This window comes from Ectopseudomonas khazarica (assembly GCF_004521985.1).
Lineage (GTDB): Bacteria > Pseudomonadota > Gammaproteobacteria > Pseudomonadales > Pseudomonadaceae > Aquipseudomonas > Aquipseudomonas khazarica.
Genome location: NZ_SBHZ01000001.1, coordinates 189988 through 209113 on the forward strand (window position 1 = coordinate 189988; position 19126 = coordinate 209113).

Annotated in this window: 17 protein-coding genes; 8 read left to right on the plus strand and 9 right to left on the minus strand. The window is 61.7% G+C overall.

Annotated features, from left to right (window positions below; all coding sequences use genetic code 11):
* Positions 1-19: 19 nt before the first annotated feature.
* The 3 genes from EPK82_RS00760 to EPK82_RS00770 form a co-directional block, all read right to left on the minus strand.
* Positions 20-2443 (minus strand): TonB-dependent siderophore receptor, encoded by a 2424-nt coding sequence (locus EPK82_RS00760; RefSeq protein WP_134675503.1) that lies wholly within the window; start codon positions 2441-2443, stop codon positions 20-22.
* 116 nt (positions 2444-2559) lie between these two features.
* Complete coding sequence (locus EPK82_RS00765) at positions 2560-4251, minus strand: cyclic peptide export ABC transporter (protein WP_208651071.1); 1692 nt, start codon at positions 4249-4251, stop codon at positions 2560-2562.
* Between the two features lie 205 nt (positions 4252-4456).
* Positions 4457-5455 carry a FecR family protein gene (locus EPK82_RS00770; protein ID WP_134675505.1) on the minus strand — a complete coding sequence of 333 codons (999 nt, stop codon included), beginning with the start codon at positions 5453-5455 and terminating at the stop codon, positions 4457-4459.
* 149 nt (positions 5456-5604) lie between these two features.
* Between EPK82_RS00770 and EPK82_RS00775 the strand changes: the two genes are divergently transcribed.
* The 4 genes from EPK82_RS00775 (at position 5605) to fhuF (ending at position 9394) form a co-directional block, all read left to right on the plus strand.
* Positions 5605-6081, plus strand: coding sequence for a sigma-70 family RNA polymerase sigma factor (locus EPK82_RS00775; protein ID WP_080757084.1), 477 nt, complete (start codon positions 5605-5607; stop codon positions 6079-6081).
* A 169-nt stretch (positions 6082-6250) separates the two neighbouring features.
* On the plus strand, positions 6251-7573 hold the full coding sequence (locus EPK82_RS00780) for a lysine N(6)-hydroxylase/L-ornithine N(5)-oxygenase family protein (protein WP_134675506.1): 1323 nt from the start codon (positions 6251-6253) through the stop codon (positions 7571-7573).
* 59 nt (positions 7574-7632) lie between these two features.
* Positions 7633-8613: a GNAT family N-acetyltransferase gene (locus EPK82_RS00785; RefSeq protein WP_134675507.1), complete on the plus strand. Its 981-nt coding sequence runs from the start codon at positions 7633-7635 to the stop codon at positions 8611-8613.
* Between the two features lie 31 nt (positions 8614-8644).
* Positions 8645-9394 (plus strand): siderophore-iron reductase FhuF, encoded by a 750-nt coding sequence (fhuF, locus tag EPK82_RS00790; RefSeq protein ID WP_134675508.1) that lies wholly within the window; start codon positions 8645-8647, stop codon positions 9392-9394.
* A gap of 7 nt (positions 9395-9401) precedes the next feature.
* Here the strand turns inward: fhuF and EPK82_RS00795 are convergent, their stop codons facing one another.
* Positions 9402-10169, minus strand: coding sequence for an ATP-binding cassette domain-containing protein (locus EPK82_RS00795; RefSeq protein ID WP_037050323.1), 768 nt, complete (start codon positions 10167-10169; stop codon positions 9402-9404).
* Between the two features lie 139 nt (positions 10170-10308).
* Entirely contained in the window at positions 10309-11532 is a 1224-nt protein-coding gene (sstT, locus tag EPK82_RS00800; RefSeq protein WP_134675509.1) for a serine/threonine transporter SstT, read from the minus strand.
* Between the two features lie 262 nt (positions 11533-11794).
* Between sstT and EPK82_RS00805 the strand changes: the two genes are divergently transcribed.
* Positions 11795-13138 carry a glutamine synthetase family protein gene (locus EPK82_RS00805; protein WP_134675510.1) on the plus strand — a complete coding sequence of 448 codons (1344 nt, stop codon included), beginning with the start codon at positions 11795-11797 and terminating at the stop codon, positions 13136-13138.
* Between the two features lie 42 nt (positions 13139-13180).
* Positions 13181-14497 carry an MFS transporter gene (locus EPK82_RS00810; RefSeq protein ID WP_037050330.1) on the plus strand — a complete coding sequence of 439 codons (1317 nt, stop codon included), beginning with the start codon at positions 13181-13183 and terminating at the stop codon, positions 14495-14497.
* A gap of 30 nt (positions 14498-14527) precedes the next feature.
* Here EPK82_RS00810 and EPK82_RS00815 read toward each other — a convergent pair whose 3' ends face one another.
* The 4 genes from EPK82_RS00815 to flgA form a co-directional block, all read right to left on the minus strand.
* Positions 14528-15277 (minus strand): flagellar brake protein, encoded by a 750-nt coding sequence (locus tag EPK82_RS00815; protein WP_037050332.1) that lies wholly within the window; start codon positions 15275-15277, stop codon positions 14528-14530.
* A 94-nt stretch (positions 15278-15371) separates the two neighbouring features.
* Positions 15372-15839, minus strand: coding sequence for a flagella synthesis protein FlgN (locus EPK82_RS00820; protein WP_037050334.1), 468 nt, complete (start codon positions 15837-15839; stop codon positions 15372-15374).
* Positions 15840-15889: 50 nt separating this feature from the next.
* Entirely contained in the window at positions 15890-16225 is a 336-nt protein-coding gene (gene flgM / locus EPK82_RS00825; protein ID WP_037050337.1) for a flagellar biosynthesis anti-sigma factor FlgM, read from the minus strand.
* A gap of 135 nt (positions 16226-16360) precedes the next feature.
* The gene (flgA, locus tag EPK82_RS00830) at positions 16361-17119 is read right to left on the minus strand and encodes a flagellar basal body P-ring formation chaperone FlgA (protein ID WP_037050340.1); all 759 of its coding nucleotides are present in this window, start codon (positions 17117-17119) and stop codon (positions 16361-16363) included.
* A gap of 77 nt (positions 17120-17196) precedes the next feature.
* Between flgA and EPK82_RS00835 the strand changes: the two genes are divergently transcribed.
* Together EPK82_RS00835 and cheR are read left to right on the plus strand one after the other, a co-directional pair.
* Positions 17197-18129, plus strand: coding sequence for a chemotaxis protein CheV (locus tag EPK82_RS00835; protein WP_037050343.1), 933 nt, complete (start codon positions 17197-17199; stop codon positions 18127-18129).
* A 44-nt stretch (positions 18130-18173) separates the two neighbouring features.
* A complete protein-coding gene (gene cheR / locus EPK82_RS00840) occupies positions 18174-19001 on the plus strand; it encodes a protein-glutamate O-methyltransferase CheR (RefSeq protein ID WP_037050345.1) in 828 nt (275 codons plus the stop codon).
* The last annotated feature ends 125 nt before the right edge of the window (positions 19002-19126 follow it).

Consider the following 19126-nt stretch of genomic DNA (forward strand, 5'->3'; position numbering starts at 1 on the left):
TGCCGGGCTTTGCACCTGGTTACCAGCTGTACTTGACGCTGGTCATCAGGTTGCGTTCCAGGCCGGGGTAGCAACTGGTGGCTGCGTCGCAGGTGGCGGTGTATTCCTCGTTCAACAGGTTTTGCGCGTATACGGCCAGCGTGACCTGTGGCGTCAGTTTGTAGCTGGCCGAGGCATCGAACAGGGTGTAGCTGTCGGCCCCGAAGGTATTGGCGTTATTGCCATACATCGAGCCGACGTAGCGGGCACCTGCGCCCAGGGTCAGGCCCCGCAGCGAGCCATCGCTGAAGTTGTAGTTCACCCAGGCAGAAGCCATGTGCTCTGGCACGTTGGCTGGCCGGTTGCCCTGATTGCCGTCGTTGCTGCGGGTGATCTGTGCCTTGGTGTAGGTGTACGAACCGAGGATATCCCAGTGCTCGCCCAGTTTGAGACGAGCCTCGGCCTCGATGCCGCGCGAACGCTGCTCACCTTCCGCGACGTTGAAACCGGTAGTTGCCCCACTGCTATTCCGCTCGGCGGTAAGAATATTGGTTTTGGTCAGGTCGTAGGCGGCCAGGGTCAGCAGCAGGTCGTCATGCGGCTGGTACTTCACCCCCACTTCCCACTGCTCGGCTTCGCTGGGATCGAAGGTGCTGCCCTGACTGCCGACCCCGCTGTTGGGCGCGAAGGATTCGGCGTAGCTGATATAGGGCGCCAAGCCGAAGTCGGTGACGTAGGTCAGACCTACGCGGCCGGTGAAGGCGTCGTCTTTCTGGTTGGTGGATTGACTGTTGGGAATGTTGTTATCGAAGTCGTTACGCACGCGGTCGTGACGGCCGCCGAGGGTCAGCAGCCAGTGGTCGTCGAAGTGGATCTGATCCTGGACGTAGGCACCGAGTTGTTCGATGGTTTGGTCGTAATCAGCTCGAGTCTGCGAGTTGCCTGCATTGGGTGTTTGAATCGGCTGGCCATAGATAGGGTTGTTCACGTTCAGCGGTGGTGTCACGCCTCCGGCGCCCAACGGCATGTTGCGGTAGAACTTGATATCGGCGTCCTGCCAGCTGTAGTCGATGCCGGTCAGCAGCGTGTGGCGGATTGAGCCGGTGTTGAAGTCGGCCTGCAACTGGTTGTCCACCGCGAAGGTATTGAGGTGCTGCTGGCGACGGTCAGCTACACGGAACACGGTACCGCTCGTGGTATCGATCAGTGCCGGCAGCAGGTTGTTGAAGGTCAGATCTACCTGGCCGTAGCGCAGGTTCTGACGGAATTCCAGCGTATCGTTGAAGCGGTGGCGGAACTCGTAGCCGAGGTTGTACTGATCCTGGTCGAAGCGGTTGAAGCTGTGGTCGCCCAGCAGTGTATCGGTGGTGTGACCATTAGGCTTGGTGTAGACGAACAGGCTGCCGCCGTTGCGATCACGCAGGAAGTCGGTGAGCAGGGTCAGGCTGGTGTCCTCGTTCGGCGCCCAGGTGAAGGACGGTGCGATGTACTGGCGATCGTCTTCCAGCTCATGACCATCGTCATACTCCACCTGTGTATTGGCTTCGCGGTACAGGCCGACGACGCGGTAGAGAAACTGGCTCTGCTCGTCGAGTGCGCCACCCACATCGAACTGACCCTGGCGACGGTCATGACTGCCGGCAGTGAGCTGAATCTCGTTGGTCTGGTTGGCGGTAGGTTTCTTGCTCACCCGGTTGATCACGCCGCCAGCATCACCCTGACCGAACAGTGTCGAGGCGGGGCCGCGAACCACATCGACTCTTTCGAGTGCATAGGGCTCGCTGCGAAACAGGGCGTAGTCGTTGTTCTGCTGACGCAGGCCGTTGAGGTAGTCGCTGGTGCTCTGGCCGTTGAAACCGCGAATGAACAGCCAGTCGTAGCCTTTCGGGTCGAGGCCATATGTCTCCACCTTGACCCCCGGCACATAGCGCAGCGCTTCGGTAACGCTCTGTGCACCCTGGGCTTCGAGCTGGGCGCGGGTGATCACCGATACCGACTGGGGTATCTCGAGAATTGAGGTATTGGTTTTGCTGGCGCTGTTGCTGGTTTTGGGTACGAAACTGCTCTGTCCTTCGCTACGCCCTTCGATTACCTGCTCGGGCAGGGCCAGGGCATTGTCGCCCGCGCTGGTGAACAGGCTGACGCGGTTACCGTCGAGTTGATAACGCACGCCGGTGCCTTCGAGCAGGGCATCCAGTGCCTGCAGAGCCTCCATTTCGCCAGTGACGGCATTGCTACGCAGGCGGCTGAGTTGGGCCGGGTTGAACAGGATCTGCAGCTCGGTCTGCTCCCCCAGACTGGTCAGTGCCGAGGCCAGCGGTTGTGCCGGCAGGTCGATGCGTACGGGCTCGGCCAGCAGCGGTGCAGAAGCCCCAAGTGCCAGGCCGAACGCAGTGGCGCGCACCAGGCGAGCCAGAGGTTTGAGTGTGTTCGCGGACGGAGAGAAAGAGCTGGATGAGCGCACTGCTGTACTCCTGAATTATCTGTTTAGCGTTGGTCATAATTAGAATGATTTGCTTTAAGACGCACGAGTGAGCGGAAACCGGAAAAGAAATTTCACGCTCGTGCTTTGCTGGTGCCTTACCCGACGGGGGAGCTCTCCGCAGCAGGCTCAGTGGTGCCTCGATGCTGTTCCTGTAGTGAAACGATTCGTCCGGAGGCCATTTGCAGCAGGCGGTCGGCTACGTGGAAGTAGCGGTCGTCGTGGGAGATCACTATCAAGGTGCGGCCCTGAGCCCGAAGCTCTGGCAGCAGCTCGGTATAGAAGATGCGGCGGAATTCGGGGTCCTGATCGGCGGCCCACTCGTCGAACACCAGCACTGGGCGTTTCTCTAGCCAGGCTTGCACCAGCGCCAGGCGTTTGCGCTGGCCTGTGGAAAGGTCGGTGGTCGAGTAGTTGTGGTCGTCCAGACTGACCTTGTGGGCGATCTCCAGGCGTTCCAGGTAGCGGTTGGCTTCGGCGGGTATGTCCTGGCTGCCCTTGAGCAGATCCTCGAACAGGAAGTAGTCGGCGAAGATGGTGGTGAACAGTTGGCGATAATCATCGCGATTGGCGTCTGTCACCGGCTCGCCGTTGAGTTGCAACGTGCCTCCCTTGGGCACATAGAGTCCCAGCAGCAGCTTGATCAGCGTGGTTTTGCCGCAGCCGTTCTCGCCAGCGATGAAGAGGATCTCACCGGGACGGATCTGCAGATCTACCGGGCCGACGCCAAAGCCTTCTCCGCCGTCTTCGGTGGGGTATCGGTAGTGCAGGCCGCGCAGCTCGATGCCTCGCATGGGCGGTGCGTTGCGGCCGTCGTCACGCAGAAGCAGATTGGGTTCTGGCGAGGAGAAACGCTGCGACAGCTCGGCAATGCGGCGGAAGGCCACCTGAGCGCGGCTGACGATGGGCAGCTGGCCAACCAGATGCTCCAGTGGCCCCTTCATGTACAGCAGCACCAGGATGAAGCCGCTCAGTGTCGCCTTGTCGGTGCTCGGCCAGAAGCTCTGGTAAGCCAGGGCCACGCCGATGACGATGAAGAACAGGGTCGAACCGAAGCCCTTGGCGATGACGAACAGATTGATCGAGCGGATCTGGATGTCGCAGATGCGTTCGGCTGTGCCCTGCAGGCGCTCGCTGTAATGCTGAAAGCGGCGCGGGCGGCTGATGCGCAGTTCCTTGGCACCCTCGGCCATGGCGCGATAGTGCTTCTGCAGATCATCTTCGGCGTCACGGGCCTGGAAGAAGCCGCGGATACCCTTGCTGCGCGCCACGTACTGAATGGCGCTGCCGATGACGATAGCCAGGGCGGTGGTGAGAAACATGGGTAGTGAAAGCGAGGCCAGATAGCCCAGGCAGCCAAGGGTGACGGTGAGTGACACTGCCAGTGGGGCGAAGGCGAAAGCGAAATCGCTGATGGTGTCTATGTCGTGGGTCAGCACTGGAATCAAGCGATGGCTGCGGTAGCGTTCGATCTGGTCGATCGGTGCCGAGATGATCTTGCTGCCCAGATCCTTGCGCAGGCGCGCGATAACGTGTTGACCGACATAGTTGGTGCCGATGTCGGACACGATAGAGCCCACCAGGGCCAACAGGCAGAGCCCGGCGAAACCCAACAGTAAGGCGCTGTGCATGCCGTCATCGGAATGCAGGCTGTAGTTGATGGTGGCCAGCAGTGCCGTGATGCTGGCGCCGCCAAGAATGCCCAACAGGGTTGCGGCGGCGAGTTGTGGCGCGAACGGGCGTAACAGCCGGAGGAGTTCGCGGAACGTACTTTGCGAAGGTGTCTGCATCATCCAGTCCTGAGGCTCGGCGCAGAGCTGCGCCGGAAAACGGGGCGACGCGGTTGCAATCGAAATGACTGCAAACCCGAATCGTTCCTGTTAAGACGGATAAGGCGAGAGAAAACTCAAAGAAAACCCTGGATAAGTGTCTTGCACGAGCTTCGCTTCTGCTGCAGGTCCGGCATCGTTCTCCCCGTGCGCATGGCGTGCCCGGCTAGAGTGAGGCGTAGCGGCTCTTCAGTACCAGGCCACCGTCATCGTCACGCCTGACTTCGATGGGCAGCACGGTTGGCAGCGATTCGACCAGCGCCTTGAGGTCGTCGGTACGGTAGACCCCACCTATTCGCAGGTTGCCGCTGGCTGCGTCGCCGAGGCGAGCCGGCTGTTCAAGGTAGCGATTGATCAGTGGCAGGGCGGCGCTCAATGTCAGATCATCCAGCACCAGTTTGCCTTCGGTCCAGGCAATGGCGCTGGTGGTGCTTGCCTGTTCCACGTCGATCTGGTTGCTCCCTTTGCTGTAGCGTGCCTGCATGCCTGGCGAAAGTTGCGCCTGGCCAGCCTGGGCGCCATTCGGCGGGCTGACGATCACGGCTCCTTCAAGCAGGCTGACCAGCATCTGTCGTTCGTCTGTCCAGACATTGAAACGGGTGCCAGTGACGCGCACCTGGCCGTTGTCGGTCAGTACGCTGAAAGGCTGTTCTATGTCGTGAGTGACTTCGAAATAGCCTTCGCTACCGCTACTGAGCCAGGCACTGCGGTGGTCGCGAAAGATGGCGAAGATCAGTCTGCTGTCGCTGTTCAGTTGAGCGTGCGAGCCGTCTGCCAGGATGACCTTGCGCGGGGCTTCCTGAGCTGCGTAGTAGCCAACCTGCGCTGGCAGCAGGCCTGCCGCCCAGCCGCCCATCCAGATAGTCACTCCTCCCAGCATGGCGGCAGCAGCAATCCTGGTCGCGCGCCAGGGGGTTCGTTGGCGGCGAGGGTGAGTTGTCGTGTTGCTGGGTGTGGAGGTGTGGGCTGGGTGTAGTTGATCGGCCAGCCGCCAGATCGCCAGCATGGCGTCGTACTCGTGCTGGTGGTCGGGGGTAGTGGCTATCCAGCGAGCGAAGGCCTGGCGCTCCTCGGCAGTGCAGTCCATGTCATGCAGACGCGCGCACCAGTATGCCGCCTCGGCGCTGAGGCGCTCGTCTTCGTCGGTGGATTGCGGCTCGATCATTCGGGCGTCCCAGGCTTTTGCGAGGCTTTCATTTGCACAAAATGCGAGTGATTATAAGTATCGCTGACCGGGGCTGTCAGCAAGTGTCTGTTGTCGTGACACATCAGGAACCTGCACGGGGCGGTTCCTTCGGGGGCTTAGAGAGTGTTGTGATACACCATTACCAAGAATTGGTCCGTTACCTCAGTCGTACGCTTGGTGATCGCCAGGCGGCTGCAGATGTGGCTCAGGAAAGCGTCTTGCGCCTGCTCGAGCGTAAGTCCTTGGCTGCCATCGAGCAGCCGCGCGCGTTTCTTTTTCGAACCGCGATCAACCTGAGTGTCGACCGATACCGGCGTGCGCAGGTGCGCGCCGACGAGCCGCTCGAGTCTCTGGGGCATGAAGAACTCGACGACACCTGTGATCCACAGGTTCAGGCCTGTCAGGCGCAGCAGTTGCGCCTACTGAAGAGGGCGTTGGACGAACTGCCACCGGTTTGTCGCCAGGCATTCCTGATGCGCAAGGTAGAGGGCTGTTCTCATGCCGAGATCGCCGAGAGCATAGGCATCTCTCGCGACATGGTGGAGAAGCATATCGTCAACGCCATGAAGCATTGCCGCATGCGTCTGCGCCGGTGGGCGAGGTGAGAGTAAGCCGTTGATGAAGCGTCAGTAATGAGAATTATTATAAATTTCTGAGTTTCTGCCTCGTCTTCTTCTTCAAGACCGCATCCTCGGGCCGCAAGGCTGAGCGAGCGGACTCTCCCAGGCAGGCCCATGGCTTGTTCATGGCAAACGGCTAAAGGACACAGGCATCATGACTCAGTTGATTGTTCCGACCTACGACGTGCTCGGCATCGGCTTCGGCCCCTCCAATTTGGCATTGGCTATTGCTCTGCAGGAGCAGGGTGAGCGGGAAGGGCGCGCTTACAATGCGTTGTTCCTCGATCGTCAGCAGGATTACCGCTGGCACGGCAATACCCTGGTGAGCCAGAGTGAACTGCAGATTTCCTTCCTCAAGGATCTGGTCACTCTGCGTAATCCCAGTAGTCCCTACAGCTTCGTCAACTACCTGCACGCGCAGGGACGCCTGGTGGATTTCATCAATCTTGGCACCTTCTACCCATGCCGGATGGAGTACAACGACTACCTGCGTTGGGTCGCTCAGCAATTTGCCGATCAGTGCGCCTACGGCGAGTCGGTGGTTCGCGTCGAGCCGGTGCATGGTGCTCAGGGTATCGACCAGTTACGGGTGATCTCTGTCGACAGTCAGGGCGCCGAGCGCTTCCGCCTGGCGCGCTCCATTGTTCTCAGTACCGGAGGGACTCCGCGGATTCCGTCTGCCTTCACCCATCTGCGTGACGATGCAAGGGTCTTCCATCACGCCCAGTATCTGGAACGCATGGCCAGCCAGCCCTGTAATCGTCACCAGCCGATGCGCATCGCCGTGGTTGGCGGTGGGCAGAGCGCGGCGGAGGCTTTCATCGACCTCAACGACAGTTATCCGTCGGTGCAGGTGGACATGATCCTGCGTGCGGCGGTGCTGAAGCCGGCTGACGACAGCCCATTCGTCAATGAGATATTCACCCCCGGCTATACCGATCTGGTGTTCAACGAGCCTGAGGCCGAGCGCGAAAAGCTGATTCATGAGTACCACAACACCAATTACTCGGTGGTCGATCTGGATCTGATCGAGCGTATCTACGGCATCTTCTATCGGCAGAAAGTGGCCAAGCAGGCGCGTCATGGTTTCCTGTGCCGGCGCACGGTTGAAAGCGCCCGTGCCAGCGATGAGGGGATCGAGTTGGCGCTGCGCGATAGTGCCACCGGTGATATTGAGAGCAAACGTTACGATGCGGTGATCCTCGCCACCGGTTATGAGCGCAGTTCTCACCGCGAGTTGCTGGCGCCGCTGCAGAAATACCTGGGCGATTTCCAGGTCGAGCGCGACTACCGTGTGCGTGCTGACGCGCAGCTGCGGGCTGGCGTGTATCTACAGGGGTTCAGTCAGAGCAGTCATGGGTTGAGCGACACCTTGCTGTCGGTACTGCCGATGCGCGCTGAGGAGATCGCCCATTCGCTGTTCGAGCGCATGCCAGCAGCCGCTACGACTCAAGCTCGGGCGCTGGAAAGCGCCTGAGTGAGTTCGACTAAATATCTTCATTTGCCATTCGTCTTCAGGTTTTCGAGGTTGTATTCATGACCGGTGTTTCTCTGCCCTTGCCCGATGGGCGCGTTCTTCTGGTCGATGGTGGTGCGGATGAGCTGACCTTGTTGCTGGATGGGCAGCCGCTGCTGCGCGCCGAGCGTCAGGACGAGGTTTGGTGGTTGCAAGGGCGTGATATGCCGCTTGCACTCTGGGCTTTCTCTTATCAGGCGTTCGCCATCGATCCAGCCTGCCAACGACTGCTGCTGAGGCTCGACGATTGTCCTGCTGAGCTGGTGCAGCAGGGGCTGCTCAGCCCTGAGATGGGCGGCCTCTGGCAGGTGCAGCGTTCGATGTTCTGGCAATTGCCGATGCCCTGGCGCAGCGGGGCGGCCAGCGAAAGCTATCCGCAGCGCTTCGTGCTCAGCGATGGGCGGCGTCATCCGCAACGCTCGCCGAAGCCCGCCGGCGAACTGTATCGACGCTTCGACTTTCGTCTGGGCAGTTGGATTTCGCTGCGTACGCTTGATATCGAAGTCGACCTGGAGCGCTTCAATCACTGGCAGAACCACCCTCGAGTAGCTGAGTTCTGGCAGGAACAGGGTAGCCTCGATCAGCACCGCGACTATCTCGAGCGTCTGGCGGCCGATCCGCATGTGTTGACGATGATCGGGTGTTTTGACGACCAGCCGTTCGCCTATTTCGAAGCTTACTGGGCCAAGGAAGATCGCATAGCGCCTTTCTACGCTGCCGCTGACTACGACCGCGGCATTCACATGCTGGTTGGCGAGGAGGATCATCGCGGGCCGCACAAGGTGGAAAGCTGGCTATCGGCTCTGGTGCATTATCTGTTGCTGGATGAACCGCGTACCCAGCGCATCGTCGCTGAGCCGCGTGCCGACAATCAGCGGATGATTGGCCATATGCAGCGTCTCGGCTTCTGGCAGGAGAAGGAATTCGATTTTCCGCACAAGCGCGCTGCGTTGATGGCGCAGAGTCGCGAGCGTTTCTTCGAGCGATGCCGATTGTGCTGAGTTGGTTCTCCCGAATTCGCAGGGGGGGGCGATGATCGCAGCTCTTGCTCCACTGTTTTTTGGCGAGTTCGCGAGTTATCGCGACGTGCTGACTACCTTTGAAGACCCGCGCCCGTCGCTGCCGGTGCGCCAACTCCTGCATACGGCTCAGCTCGATGCGGTACTGCAGCGGTTCGACCCCCTGCATGTCGGGCAGGACCGCCGAGCACTGGCCTCGCAGTGGTCCAAGCACTATCTGGTTCGACTGATTCCTCCAGTGGTCGCTGCTGCGCTGGTGTTGGGACGTCGTTTGCCGTTGGCGCTCGATGCGATTGAGGTGGTGTTGGACGAGCAGGGGCTGCCACAGGCCTTCAAGTTACCCGACGATGGTGAACCCTTTGCCGTTCCACCGGCTGATGCCTTTCAGCGCTTCGCCGAGCTGACCGGGCATCTGCAAGCGTTTATCCAGATACTGGCGACGGAGGCAAGGCTGTCACCCAAGGTGCTCTGGAGCAACGCCGGTAACTACCTGGAGTGGTTCGTCGGTGAAATGGGCAAGGTCTTGCCCTCGTCGTTATTGGTGCATGGCCATGAGCTGATGGAACAGGAGCGATGCGCCGATGGTGTTCGCAACCCCCTGTTCAGGCCGATTCGGTATCTGCAGGTAAGTCAGGAGCTGCGTTCCGACGGTCTCTGGCGCCAGCGTAGGGTGTGTTGCATTCGTTATCGCCTCGAGAACCTCGAGCATTGCGATAACTGCCCCTTGCTGGATCAGCCTCTACCTTATACCGATGATCGCTAGCCTTTGCTCATTGCAAGTAGCTGATCGGCGATCCGTCCGCAGGATTGGTCATTATCCCCATGGGTACGCCGTAGATACGCTCCAGGGTCTCGCCGCGCATCAACTCGGCCGGGTTGCCTTGCGCCAGCAGGCGACCACTGTGCAGGGCCAACATGTGATCGCAATAGCGCGCAGCCATATTGACGTCGTGCAGCACCACCAGCACGCCCAGGCCCAACTCACGGCTGAGGTCGTGGACGCGTGAGAGCACCTCCACCTGGTGGGCGATGTCCAGCGCTGAGGTGGGTTCGTCGAGCAACAGGTAACGGGTGTTCTGCGCCAGCAACATGGCCAGCCAGACGCGCTGGCGCTCCCCTCCGGACAGATGGTCGACCAGACGATCGGCAAAGATGCCGGTATCGGTCAGGTCCATGGCGCGTTGGATGTGCGTGCGGTCTTCACTACCCAGACGGCCAAGGGCGCCGTGCCAGGGATAGCGGCCGAAACCTACCAGCTCACGCACGGTAAGCCCCTCGGTCTGTGGCAACTGCTGAGGCAAGTAGGCCACCTGGCGGGCGAAGTCGCGCTGGCCCCAGTTTGCCAGCGGCTTGCCGTCGAGCAGTATATGGCCGCCGCTGGGTGCCTGTTGGCGAGCGAGTAACTTGATCAGGGTGGATTTGCCGGAGCCGTTGTGGCCGATCAGACCGACCATGCGTCCGGCATCGATGTGCAGGTTCAGGGGATGCAGCAGTGTGCGTTCAGGAATGCTGTAACTGACGCTTTGCAATTCGAACATGAAGCCGTCCGCGGTAGGTTGCGAAAGGCGTCAATCTAATTCAAACGCTAATCGTTATCAATTTTCCCTTTGTCGGTGCCAGGTGTGGCACCAGCCGAAATACAGAAGGCCTGCACGCGCAAGCCTTCTATCTGTCGTTTCAGTCCTGGCGCTTTTCCTGCGCCATGCACGCCGCAGCGGTGAACAGTGCATCGGTGGAGGAGTTCAGTGCGGTCTCTGCCGAGTCCTGGACGATGCCGATGATGAAGCCGATGGCGACGACCTGCATGGCCACGTCATTGGGGATGCCGAACAGGCTGCAGGCCAGCGGGATCAGCAGCAGCGAGCCGCCGGCCACGCCCGAGGCGCCGCAGGCGCTGATCGAGGCCAGCACGCTGAGCAGCAGGGCGGTGGGCAGGTCCACCGCGATGTTCAGCGTATGCACGGCGGCCAGGGTCAGCACGCTGATGGTGATGGCGGCACCGGCCATGTTGATGGTGGCGCCCAGCGGGATGGACACCGAGTAGGTTTCCTCGTGCAGGCCCAGGCGCTGGCACAGTTGCAGGTTGACCGGAATGTTCGCCGCCGAGCTGCGGGTGAAGAAGGCGGTCAGGCCGCTTTCGCGCAGGCAGGTGAAGACCAGCGGATAGGGGTTGCGGCGGATCTTCCAGTACACCAGCACCGGGTTGACCACCAGGGCGACCAGGAGCATGCAGCCGACCAGCACCACCAGCAGGTGCAGGTAGCCGAGCAGGGCGTCGAAACCGGATTCGGCCAGGGTCGCGGCCACCAGGCCGAAGATGCCCAGCGGGGCCAGGCGGATGACCAGCTTGACGATGGCGGTGACGCCGTTTGACAGGTCCCCCAGCAGTTGCTTGCTGCCGGCGCTGGCATGGCGGAAGGCGAAGCCCAGGCCGATGGCCCAGGCCAGGATGCCGATGAAGTTGCCCCTGAGCAGCGCATTGACCGGGTTGTCGACCAGGTTCATCAGCAGGGTCTTGAGGACTTCGCCGATCCCGCCCGGAGGCGACAGTTCGGCGGCCTGACTGCTCAGTACCAGTGCCGAGGGGAAGGCGAAGCTGGCGACGACGGCCACCAGTGCGGCGCTAAACGTGCCGAGCAGGTACATCAGCAGAATCGGGCGGATGTGGGTCTGCTGACCGTGCTGGTGGTTGGCGATGGAGGCCATCACCAGGATGAACACCAGGATGGGCGCCACTGCTTTCAGCGCGGAGACGAAGACATTGCCGATGAAGCCGACGGACAGCGCAGCCTGGGGAGCGACATAGGCAAGGGCGATGCCTGCCAGCAGGCCGATGACGATCTGCGTCACCAGGCTGATGCGGTTGAGAAGCTGCAGGGCAGGGTGGAGGGCTTGGGACATCGGGTGGTCTCTGGTTGCTGGGCACGCTGCTCGAGCAGGGCGCCGGGGCGAGAGGACTTTCAGCCAGGGCCGAAAAAATAGCGCGCGACTCTAGCACAGCCTTCATGGGCTTCTAGCCAGGGCGGTCGATCTCGGCGACGGAGTGCAAGGCGGTGTCGCATCTCGATAAGCTTGCACTGCTTGAAATATTGAACATGCGATGCGTATTTTGTACGTCTCGCCGCCCCTCGGGCGGTATTCGCGTCATTCAAGGACAATAAAGATGAGCACTGCCAACTGCCGCCCACTGGAAACCCTTCTGCAGGGGATCGATGAGATCGACTGCGTCACCCCCGACCTCAACGGGGTACCGCGCGGCAAGGTGATGACCGTCAGTGGCTTCCTCGAAGGCCGTCGCCTGCAGCTCGCTCGCGGCGTGTTGCTGCAGTGCATCATGGGCGGCTACCCGGCGGCGCGCTTCTACGGCAGCGATGACGGCGACCTGCTGCTCAATGCCGAGCCGAGCCAGATCCACCGCCTGCCCTGGAGCGAGCCGCCGCGCGCGTTGGCGATCTGCGACGCGGACGAGCTGGACGGGCGCAGTTCCGGGCTGTCCACCCGTGGCCTGCTCAAGCGCGTGCTGGCGCGCTATGCCGAGCAGGGCTGGCAACCCGTCGTGGCCACCGAACTGGAGTTCTTCGTCTTCGCTGGCAACCCCGATCCGCAGCAGCCATTCCAGCCGCCGCTGGGGCTCGATGGCCGCCGTGAGGATGGTGGCGCGGCGTTCAGCGTCAGTTCCAGCAATGGCCTGCGGCCGTTCTTCGCCGATGTCTACCGCTGCATGGAGGCGCTCGGCCTGCCGCGCGATACCTTCATGCACGAGATGGGCGTGAGCCAGTTCGAGATCAACCTGCTGCACGGCGATGCGCTGCAGCTGGCCGACCAGACCTTCCTGTTCAAGCATCTGCTCAAGGAGGTCGGCTTCAAGCACGGCTTGTCCGTGGTGTGCATGGCCAAGCCCCTGGCGCACACCCCCGGCAGCTCCATGCACATCCACCAGAGCGTGGTGGAGCAGGGCAGTGACCGCAACATCTTCAGCGCCGACAATGGCGAGGCGACAGCGGCCTTCTATCACTTCATCGCTGGCCAGCAGGCCGCGTTGGCGGATTTCACCCTGCTGTTCGCGCCGCATGTGAACTCCTATCAGCGCCTGTGCCACCCCTATGCCTCACCGAACAATGCCTGCTGGTCGGCGGACAACCGCGCGGCGGGGCTGCGCATTCCCGCCAGTGCGCCGGTGGCGCGACGGGTGGAGAATCGTCTGCCTGGCGCCGATGCCAACCCTTATCTGGCCCTCGCTGCCAGCCTTGCCGCCGGCTTGCATGGCCTGGAGCGCGAGCTGCAGCCGAGCCCGGCGATTCAGGGGGAGTTCGAGGTGCCAGAAGAATTGACGCTACCCTGTACCATGCACGCCGCCATCGAGCGTCTGAAACGAAGCGAGCTGGCAATCGAACTGTTCGGTGCGGAATTCATCGAAGGCTACATCGCCAGCAAGACCATGGAGCTGACCAGCTTCTACGATGAAATAACGCCCTGGGAGCGTCGTGTTCTGGCTGGCCAGGCCTGACGCTGTTTTTGCCTACCCGCGTACAAGGAGCTTTATCCGTCAATGCGACTGATCTGGAAGTCATTCCGTTCGCTGTACTTCGCCACGCTGCTGATGCTGCTGGGTTCCGGTCTGCTCAGTACCTACCTGGCCCTGCGCCTGGCCGACACGGTGGATGGTCTGTGGGTCGGGGCGTTGATGGCGGCCAACTATTTCGGCCTGGTGCTGGGGGGCAAGCTCGGCCACCGACTGATCGGCCGGGTCGGGCACATTCGGGCCTACGTGGCCTGCGCCGGGGTGGTCACCGCGGCGGTGCTGGGGCATGGCCTGGTGGAGTGGCTGCCGTTCTGGCTGTTCCTGCGCATGCTGGTGGGCCTGGGCATGATGTGCCAGTACATGGTGATCGAGAGCTGGCTGAACGAGCAGGCCGATGCCAAGCAGCGCGGCCTGGTGTTCAGCGGCTACATGGCGGCCTCCTACATGGGGCTGATTCTCGGGCAGCTGACGCTGGTGGTGCATCCGACGCTGGGGCTGGAGCTGCTGATGCTGGTCGCTCTCTGCTTCGCTCTGTGCCTGGTGCCGGTTGCGCTGACCCGGCGCCTGCACCCGGCGCCGCTGCATCCGGCACCGCTGGAGCTGCGCTTCTTCCTGGACCGGGTGCCGTTGTCGCTGACGACCATTTCGGTGGCCGGGCTGCTGATCGGCTCCTTCTATGGCCTCGCGCCGCTGTATGCCACGCGCATGGGGCTCTCCACCGAGCAGGTGGGTCTGTTCATGGGCAGCTGCATTCTGGCCGGGCTGCTGGTGCAGTGGCCGCTGGGCTGGTTGTCCGACCGGCGTGACCGGGTGCGCCTGATTCGAGGCTGTGCGGTGTTTCTGCTGCTGGCCGCGCTGCCACTGGCGGCGTTGCCGCAGGTGTTCCTCGGCTTGCTGATCGGCGTTGGTTTTCTGGTCAGCCTGATGCAGTTCAGCCTGTATCCGTTGGCGGTGGCGCTGGCCAACGACCACGTGGAACCGGAGCGCCGGGTCTCGCTGACCGCGATGCTGCTGGTCACCTTCGGCGTCGGCGCCTGCATCGGACCACTGCTGGCGGGCGTGCTGATGCGTTTCTACGGGGCCAACATGCTCTACGTGTTCGTCTGCTTCTGCGCGCTGATCCTGATCTGGCGCATTCGTCCCGAGGTGGTCACCCATCTGCACCAGGTCGACGATGCGCCGCTGCAGCACATGGCCATGCCGGGCAACGTCACCAGCTCACCGCTGGTTGCCGCGCTCGATCCGCGCGTCGACGAGCAGACGGTGCAGGAACAGATGCAGCAGGAGCCGGCTCCTGAGGCGCCGGGCGAGAACGAGGAGAAGGGCGAGCGTGCCGGGCAGTAGCCTGCGTCCCGGCAGCGGCTCTCGCGGGATTCAGAAGGGGCCGTCGCCTTCGGTGCGACGCGCCTCGCGCTGCAACTGATAGACGAAGCGCTCGACCTGACGTTGCTCCAGGCCGCTCATGCGGTAGAAGCGCGTGCCGACGAAAGTCATGTCGAGCTTTTCGTCGTACTGCACATGGCGCAGTTCCACTGCGCAGGTCATCGAGCCGAACGGCAGCTGCGCGGTCAGGCGCTCATGCACCTGGCCATTGCTCAGTTGCTCGCTCAGGTTACCTGCGAAACGCAGCTTGCAGCCTGTAGCGGAGATGTCCAGCAGGTGGCCGGGCAACGCATCGCGCAGCTTGTCGCCGGTCAGCACGATCTTGACCTGGTCGCTCTGCTTCAGCTGGGCGCGGAAAGCGCTGCGGCGCTGGTGATAGATGACTTCCAGCGGCAGCGGTGCCCAGTAGCACGGCGCACCTTCGAGTTCGCCCAGCTGCACGTCATGCTCGCAGCTCCAGGCTACGCGCACGCCATCGCGAAAGGCTTCGACGTTGAAGGATTCGCCCTGCTTGAGGAAGCGCTCGCCGTCGGTCGGGATGATTTCGTCCAGGGCCACGCGCGCGCGGTCGCGGTCGACCTCGACGAGATAGCTCTGGAAACGCTGGCCACGTCCTTTGAACTGGATGACCAGAGGATCATGGTTCTGCTGCAATTGACGTAAGGTGGCAATGATCTCTGCGGATGTCTTGAGCACCTTGGGCGGCTGGGGGCCGCTCTCGTCGTGGAACGCACTGGACACAGTTCGGAACTCTCCGAGTCATGGACTACAACGGCACTAGCATGCTGGCGAAGTGCCTGCATGTCCCTGTGCTTTTATTGTTGGCGTGATTCGCTCAAGCCTGGCTGAGCGGTCTCTGCTGCGCGATTTTAGCGGCACTGCCTCGGCTGTCATAGAGCCCGGGCGTTTCCCCGCCACGCAGAATGCCGAGGATGTTGCCGACCGACGCCTGGTTGGCGCGGATCAGTCGGCCGTTGCGCGTGTTGCCATCCTGGCAGCGTTGCAGCAGCTTGGACAGCTCTTCGCTGCGCGCCAGCAACTGATCACCAACGGCGGACTGGGCGGCCAGCGTGGCGAGCCCCTGGCGGTCCGCGCTCAGGTTGGCGCTCTGCAGCAGGCGACTGCGCTCGTTGCCGTGCTGCTGGAGGAGTGCGAGAAGCGGTTGCTTGTCACCGAGCAGGCGGTCGAGGCGGGTGAGATCGCGGTCGGTCAGGGCCTGGAATTCGTTATCGATCAGCTCAAGCAACTGCTCGGCCGTGCCGATATCGTGGGAGAACAGGTCTAGCAGGGCGGTGTCTTGCATGGCGGGCTCTTGGGGGTCGGGCGTCCAACACCCCCAGCGCAGCCCTGGGACTAGCGCTGGGATTCGAAGTCGAGCAGTTTCTGGGCGACGCGTTTGCTGTCGACCTGATAGCTGCCGTCAGCGATGGCCTGTTTCAGCTGGGCCACGCGCTCCTTGTTGACGATGGGCTGATCGCGCAGCTTCTCGCCGATTGCTTGCAGCTGCTGAGCCTCGCGACTCAGTTGCACGGGTTCGCCGCTCTTGGCGTCGGTTTGTCCATCGCTACCGGTGACAGGCGCTTTGCTCGGCTGTGCCGATTCACTGCGATTGCCAGCCTGAGTCGCGCCGGTACGTCCCGTGGTAGCGGACGTATTGGCATTATTCAGCCGGTTGAAATCGATGACCATGATGCAGAACCTCGGACGATATGGTGGACGCTTGCCATGCTTTTCGGCCACTGCCGAGAAAACTTTAGGACTAATTTCATCGCGTCGTCGAACAGTGTAGGGAATCGCCTGACCTTTACGCTACAAGAAACGTGCCTACATGGCGACCTCGACCTGGCCCGGACCCACGACCCGGGCCCGGATGACCCGCTGCGAGCGCAGGTTGCGGATGTTGATCTGTTCGCCAGGAGCCCCGTCCGTCAGGGCTTCGCCGGGCATGCGCACGCTGAAATTGGCGCCGACGGCGTTGATTACGACCTGGTCGCCGCGACGAATCACTTCCGCCGCCTCCAGGTGGCTGGGCGCAATGACCTGATTGGCATTGAGCTGGCGCGTCAATTTCTTGCCGACTACCTGCGCCGGGTCCGTCAGGTAGCCCTGCGAAAGCTGGCCGATATCGCGCTCGGCCATGCTCAGGTCGGAAGCCTTGACTATGCTTAGGCGCTTGAGGGGGCGGGTGAGTACGGCGACATGGCGGTACAGGCGCACTTCGGCGGGAACGAACACGGTCCAGGGAGCGCTGCCGTCGCAGCGCACACGGGTGGTGACCCGGCCCAGGGGCTGTGCCGGGCTCTCGAGCGTGGTCGTCAGCGGGACGTCGCACAGTGCCAGGCGCAGGCGAGGATCGAGGCGATTCACACGAATCTCATGGCGGCCGTGGATTTCGCTACGCTGTAGATAATTGGTGACCGCTTCCTCAAGAAAGGTCTCGGTGGCGCCGATAAGTTGTTCAGCACTGGTAAAGCTGGCCGCCGCCGTAGCGCTATAGCCGAGGATCGGCAAAGCGAGTACAACAGGCAAAAGAGTAAGGCACTTTGCCAGTAGCTGACGGAATGATGACGTTGTCTGCTTCATGAGCAATGCAAAGCAAGCCCCGTGCCGCCTGCTAGGCTCAACGGGGAGAGCGTTACTAGACGAGAAGGAGTCCGGGCATGGCCGGGTTGATGGATTCGGTTAACCAGCGAACTCAGTTGGTGGGACAGAACCGCTTGGAGTTGTTGCTTTTTCGCCTGGAAGGCCCGCAGCTATACGGTATCAACGTATTCAAGGTGAAAGAGGTCCTGCAGTGTCCGAACCTCACCATCATGCCCAAGTCCAGCCCGGTGGTGCGCGGGGTGGCCAACATTCGTGGCGGCACCATCCCGATTCTCGATCTGTCGATCGCCACCGGCCGGGCGCCGCTGAGTGATCTGAAAACCAGTTTCGTGATCATCACCGAGTACAACACCAAGGTTCAGGGCTTTCTGGTGCGTTCGGTCGAGCGCATCGTCAACATGAACTGGGAAGAGATCCATCCACCACCCAAGGGCACTGGCCGCGATCATTACCTGACGGCGGTCACGCGGATGGATCAGCAACTGGTGGAGATCATCGACGTCGAGAAGATCCTCGCCGAGGTCGCGCCCACGTCGGAAGCGATTTCCGCGGGCGTCATCGACGAACAGGTGCAGAGCCAGGCGGTGACCAAGCACGTCCTGATCGTCGATGACTCCTCCGTGGCGCGCAAGCAGGTTTCCCGCTGCCTGCAGACCGTGGGTGTCGAGGTCACCGCGCTGAACGATGGCCGTGAGGCACTCGACTACCTCAAGAAAATGGTGGACGAAGGCCGCAATCCCGATAAGGAACTGCTGATGCTGATTTCCGATATCGAGATGCCGGAAATGGACGGCTATACACTGACCACGGAGATTCGCAGCGACCCGCGCATGCAGAAGTTGCATATCCTCCTGCATACTTCGCTCTCGGGCGTGTTCAATCAGGCAATGGTGAAGAAGGTCGGCGCTGACGATTTCCTCGCCAAGTTCAAGCCGGATGATCTGGCGGCGCGCGTGGTCGATCGCATTCGTGTGTCGGATGAGGGCTAAGAGAACGTCTCTTGGCAAACATTATGGTTGGTGAGGCTGCATTAGTGTCTTCGGGTAATTTGGATTTCGAGCAGTTCCGGACTTTCCTGGAAAAGGCCTGCGGTATCCTGCTTGGCAGCAACAAGCAGTACCTGGTCTCCAGCCGTCTGAACAAGCTGATGGAACAGAACGGCATCAAGACCCTGGGTGAACTGGTGCAGCGCATGCAGAGCCAGCCCCGGGGCGGATTGCGTGAGCAGGTGGTCGATGCCATGACCACCAACGAGACCCTGTGGTTTCGTGACACCTATCCGTTCGAGGTGCTCAAGAGCCGGGTACTGCCTGAGCTGATCAAGGCCTACCCGTCGCAGCGGCTGCGCATCTGGTCGGCGGCCTGTTCGTCCGGCCAGGAGCCGTATTCGCTGTCGATGTCCATCGACGAGTTCGAGCGGACCAACCTGGGGCAACTCAAGGCCGGTGTGCAGATCGTGGCCACGGACCTGTCCCCGTCGATGCTGAGCAACTGCAAGTCCGGCGAGTACGACAGTCTGGCCATGGGCCGGGGGTTGTCGCAGGAACGCCTGCAGCGCTTCTTCGACCCCAGGGGACCTGGGCGCTGGCAGGTCAAGGCGCCGATCAAGAACCGGGTCGAGTTCCGTCCGCTCAACCTGCTGGACAGCTACGCCGCGCTGGGCAAGTTCGACATCGTGTTCTGCCGCAACGTGCTGATCTACTTCTCGGCGGAGGTGAAGAAGGACATCCTCACGCGCATCCATGCGACCCTGAAGCCCGGTGGCTACCTGTTTCTCGGGGCGTCCGAGGCGCTCAACGGCCTGCCGGACAAGTACCAGATGGTGCAGTGCAGCCCGGGGATCATCTACAAGGCCAAGTAGCCGCGACGCCGGTCGGGTATGTCAGCAACGGGAGGCCATGTGCCTCCCGTTGGCGTTTTCGGCACCCGCGCAGCGGCAATGTGCAGCGGCAACGCATGCCCGCATGGCATTGCCGCCTGGTTGCC

What these genes read in the sequence shown, in the direction of transcription:
- EPK82_RS00765 (WP_208651071.1), bottom strand. Translation starts at nt 4,251, where the DNA reads ATGCAGACACCTTCGCAAAGTACGTTCCGCGAACTCCTCCGGCTGTTA.
- EPK82_RS00770 (WP_134675505.1), bottom strand. Translation starts at nt 5,455, where the DNA reads ATGATCGAGCCGCAATCCACCGACGAAGACGAGCGCCTCAGCGCCGAG.
- EPK82_RS00780 (WP_134675506.1), top strand. Translation starts at nt 6,251, where the DNA reads ATGACTCAGTTGATTGTTCCGACCTACGACGTGCTCGGCATCGGCTTC.
- EPK82_RS00785 (WP_134675507.1), top strand. Translation starts at nt 7,633, where the DNA reads ATGACCGGTGTTTCTCTGCCCTTGCCCGATGGGCGCGTTCTTCTGGTC.
- fhuF (WP_134675508.1), top strand. Translation starts at nt 8,645, where the DNA reads ATGATCGCAGCTCTTGCTCCACTGTTTTTTGGCGAGTTCGCGAGTTAT.
- EPK82_RS00795 (WP_037050323.1), bottom strand. Translation starts at nt 10,169, where the DNA reads ATGTTCGAATTGCAAAGCGTCAGTTACAGCATTCCTGAACGCACACTG.
- sstT (WP_134675509.1), bottom strand. Translation starts at nt 11,532, where the DNA reads ATGTCCCAAGCCCTCCACCCTGCCCTGCAGCTTCTCAACCGCATCAGC.
- EPK82_RS00805 (WP_134675510.1), top strand. Translation starts at nt 11,795, where the DNA reads ATGAGCACTGCCAACTGCCGCCCACTGGAAACCCTTCTGCAGGGGATC.
- EPK82_RS00810 (WP_037050330.1), top strand. Translation starts at nt 13,181, where the DNA reads ATGCGACTGATCTGGAAGTCATTCCGTTCGCTGTACTTCGCCACGCTG.
- EPK82_RS00820 (WP_037050334.1), bottom strand. Translation starts at nt 15,839, where the DNA reads ATGCAAGACACCGCCCTGCTAGACCTGTTCTCCCACGATATCGGCACG.
- flgM (WP_037050337.1), bottom strand. Translation starts at nt 16,225, where the DNA reads ATGGTCATCGATTTCAACCGGCTGAATAATGCCAATACGTCCGCTACC.
- flgA (WP_037050340.1), bottom strand. Translation starts at nt 17,119, where the DNA reads ATGAAGCAGACAACGTCATCATTCCGTCAGCTACTGGCAAAGTGCCTT.
- EPK82_RS00835 (WP_037050343.1), top strand. Translation starts at nt 17,197, where the DNA reads ATGGCCGGGTTGATGGATTCGGTTAACCAGCGAACTCAGTTGGTGGGA.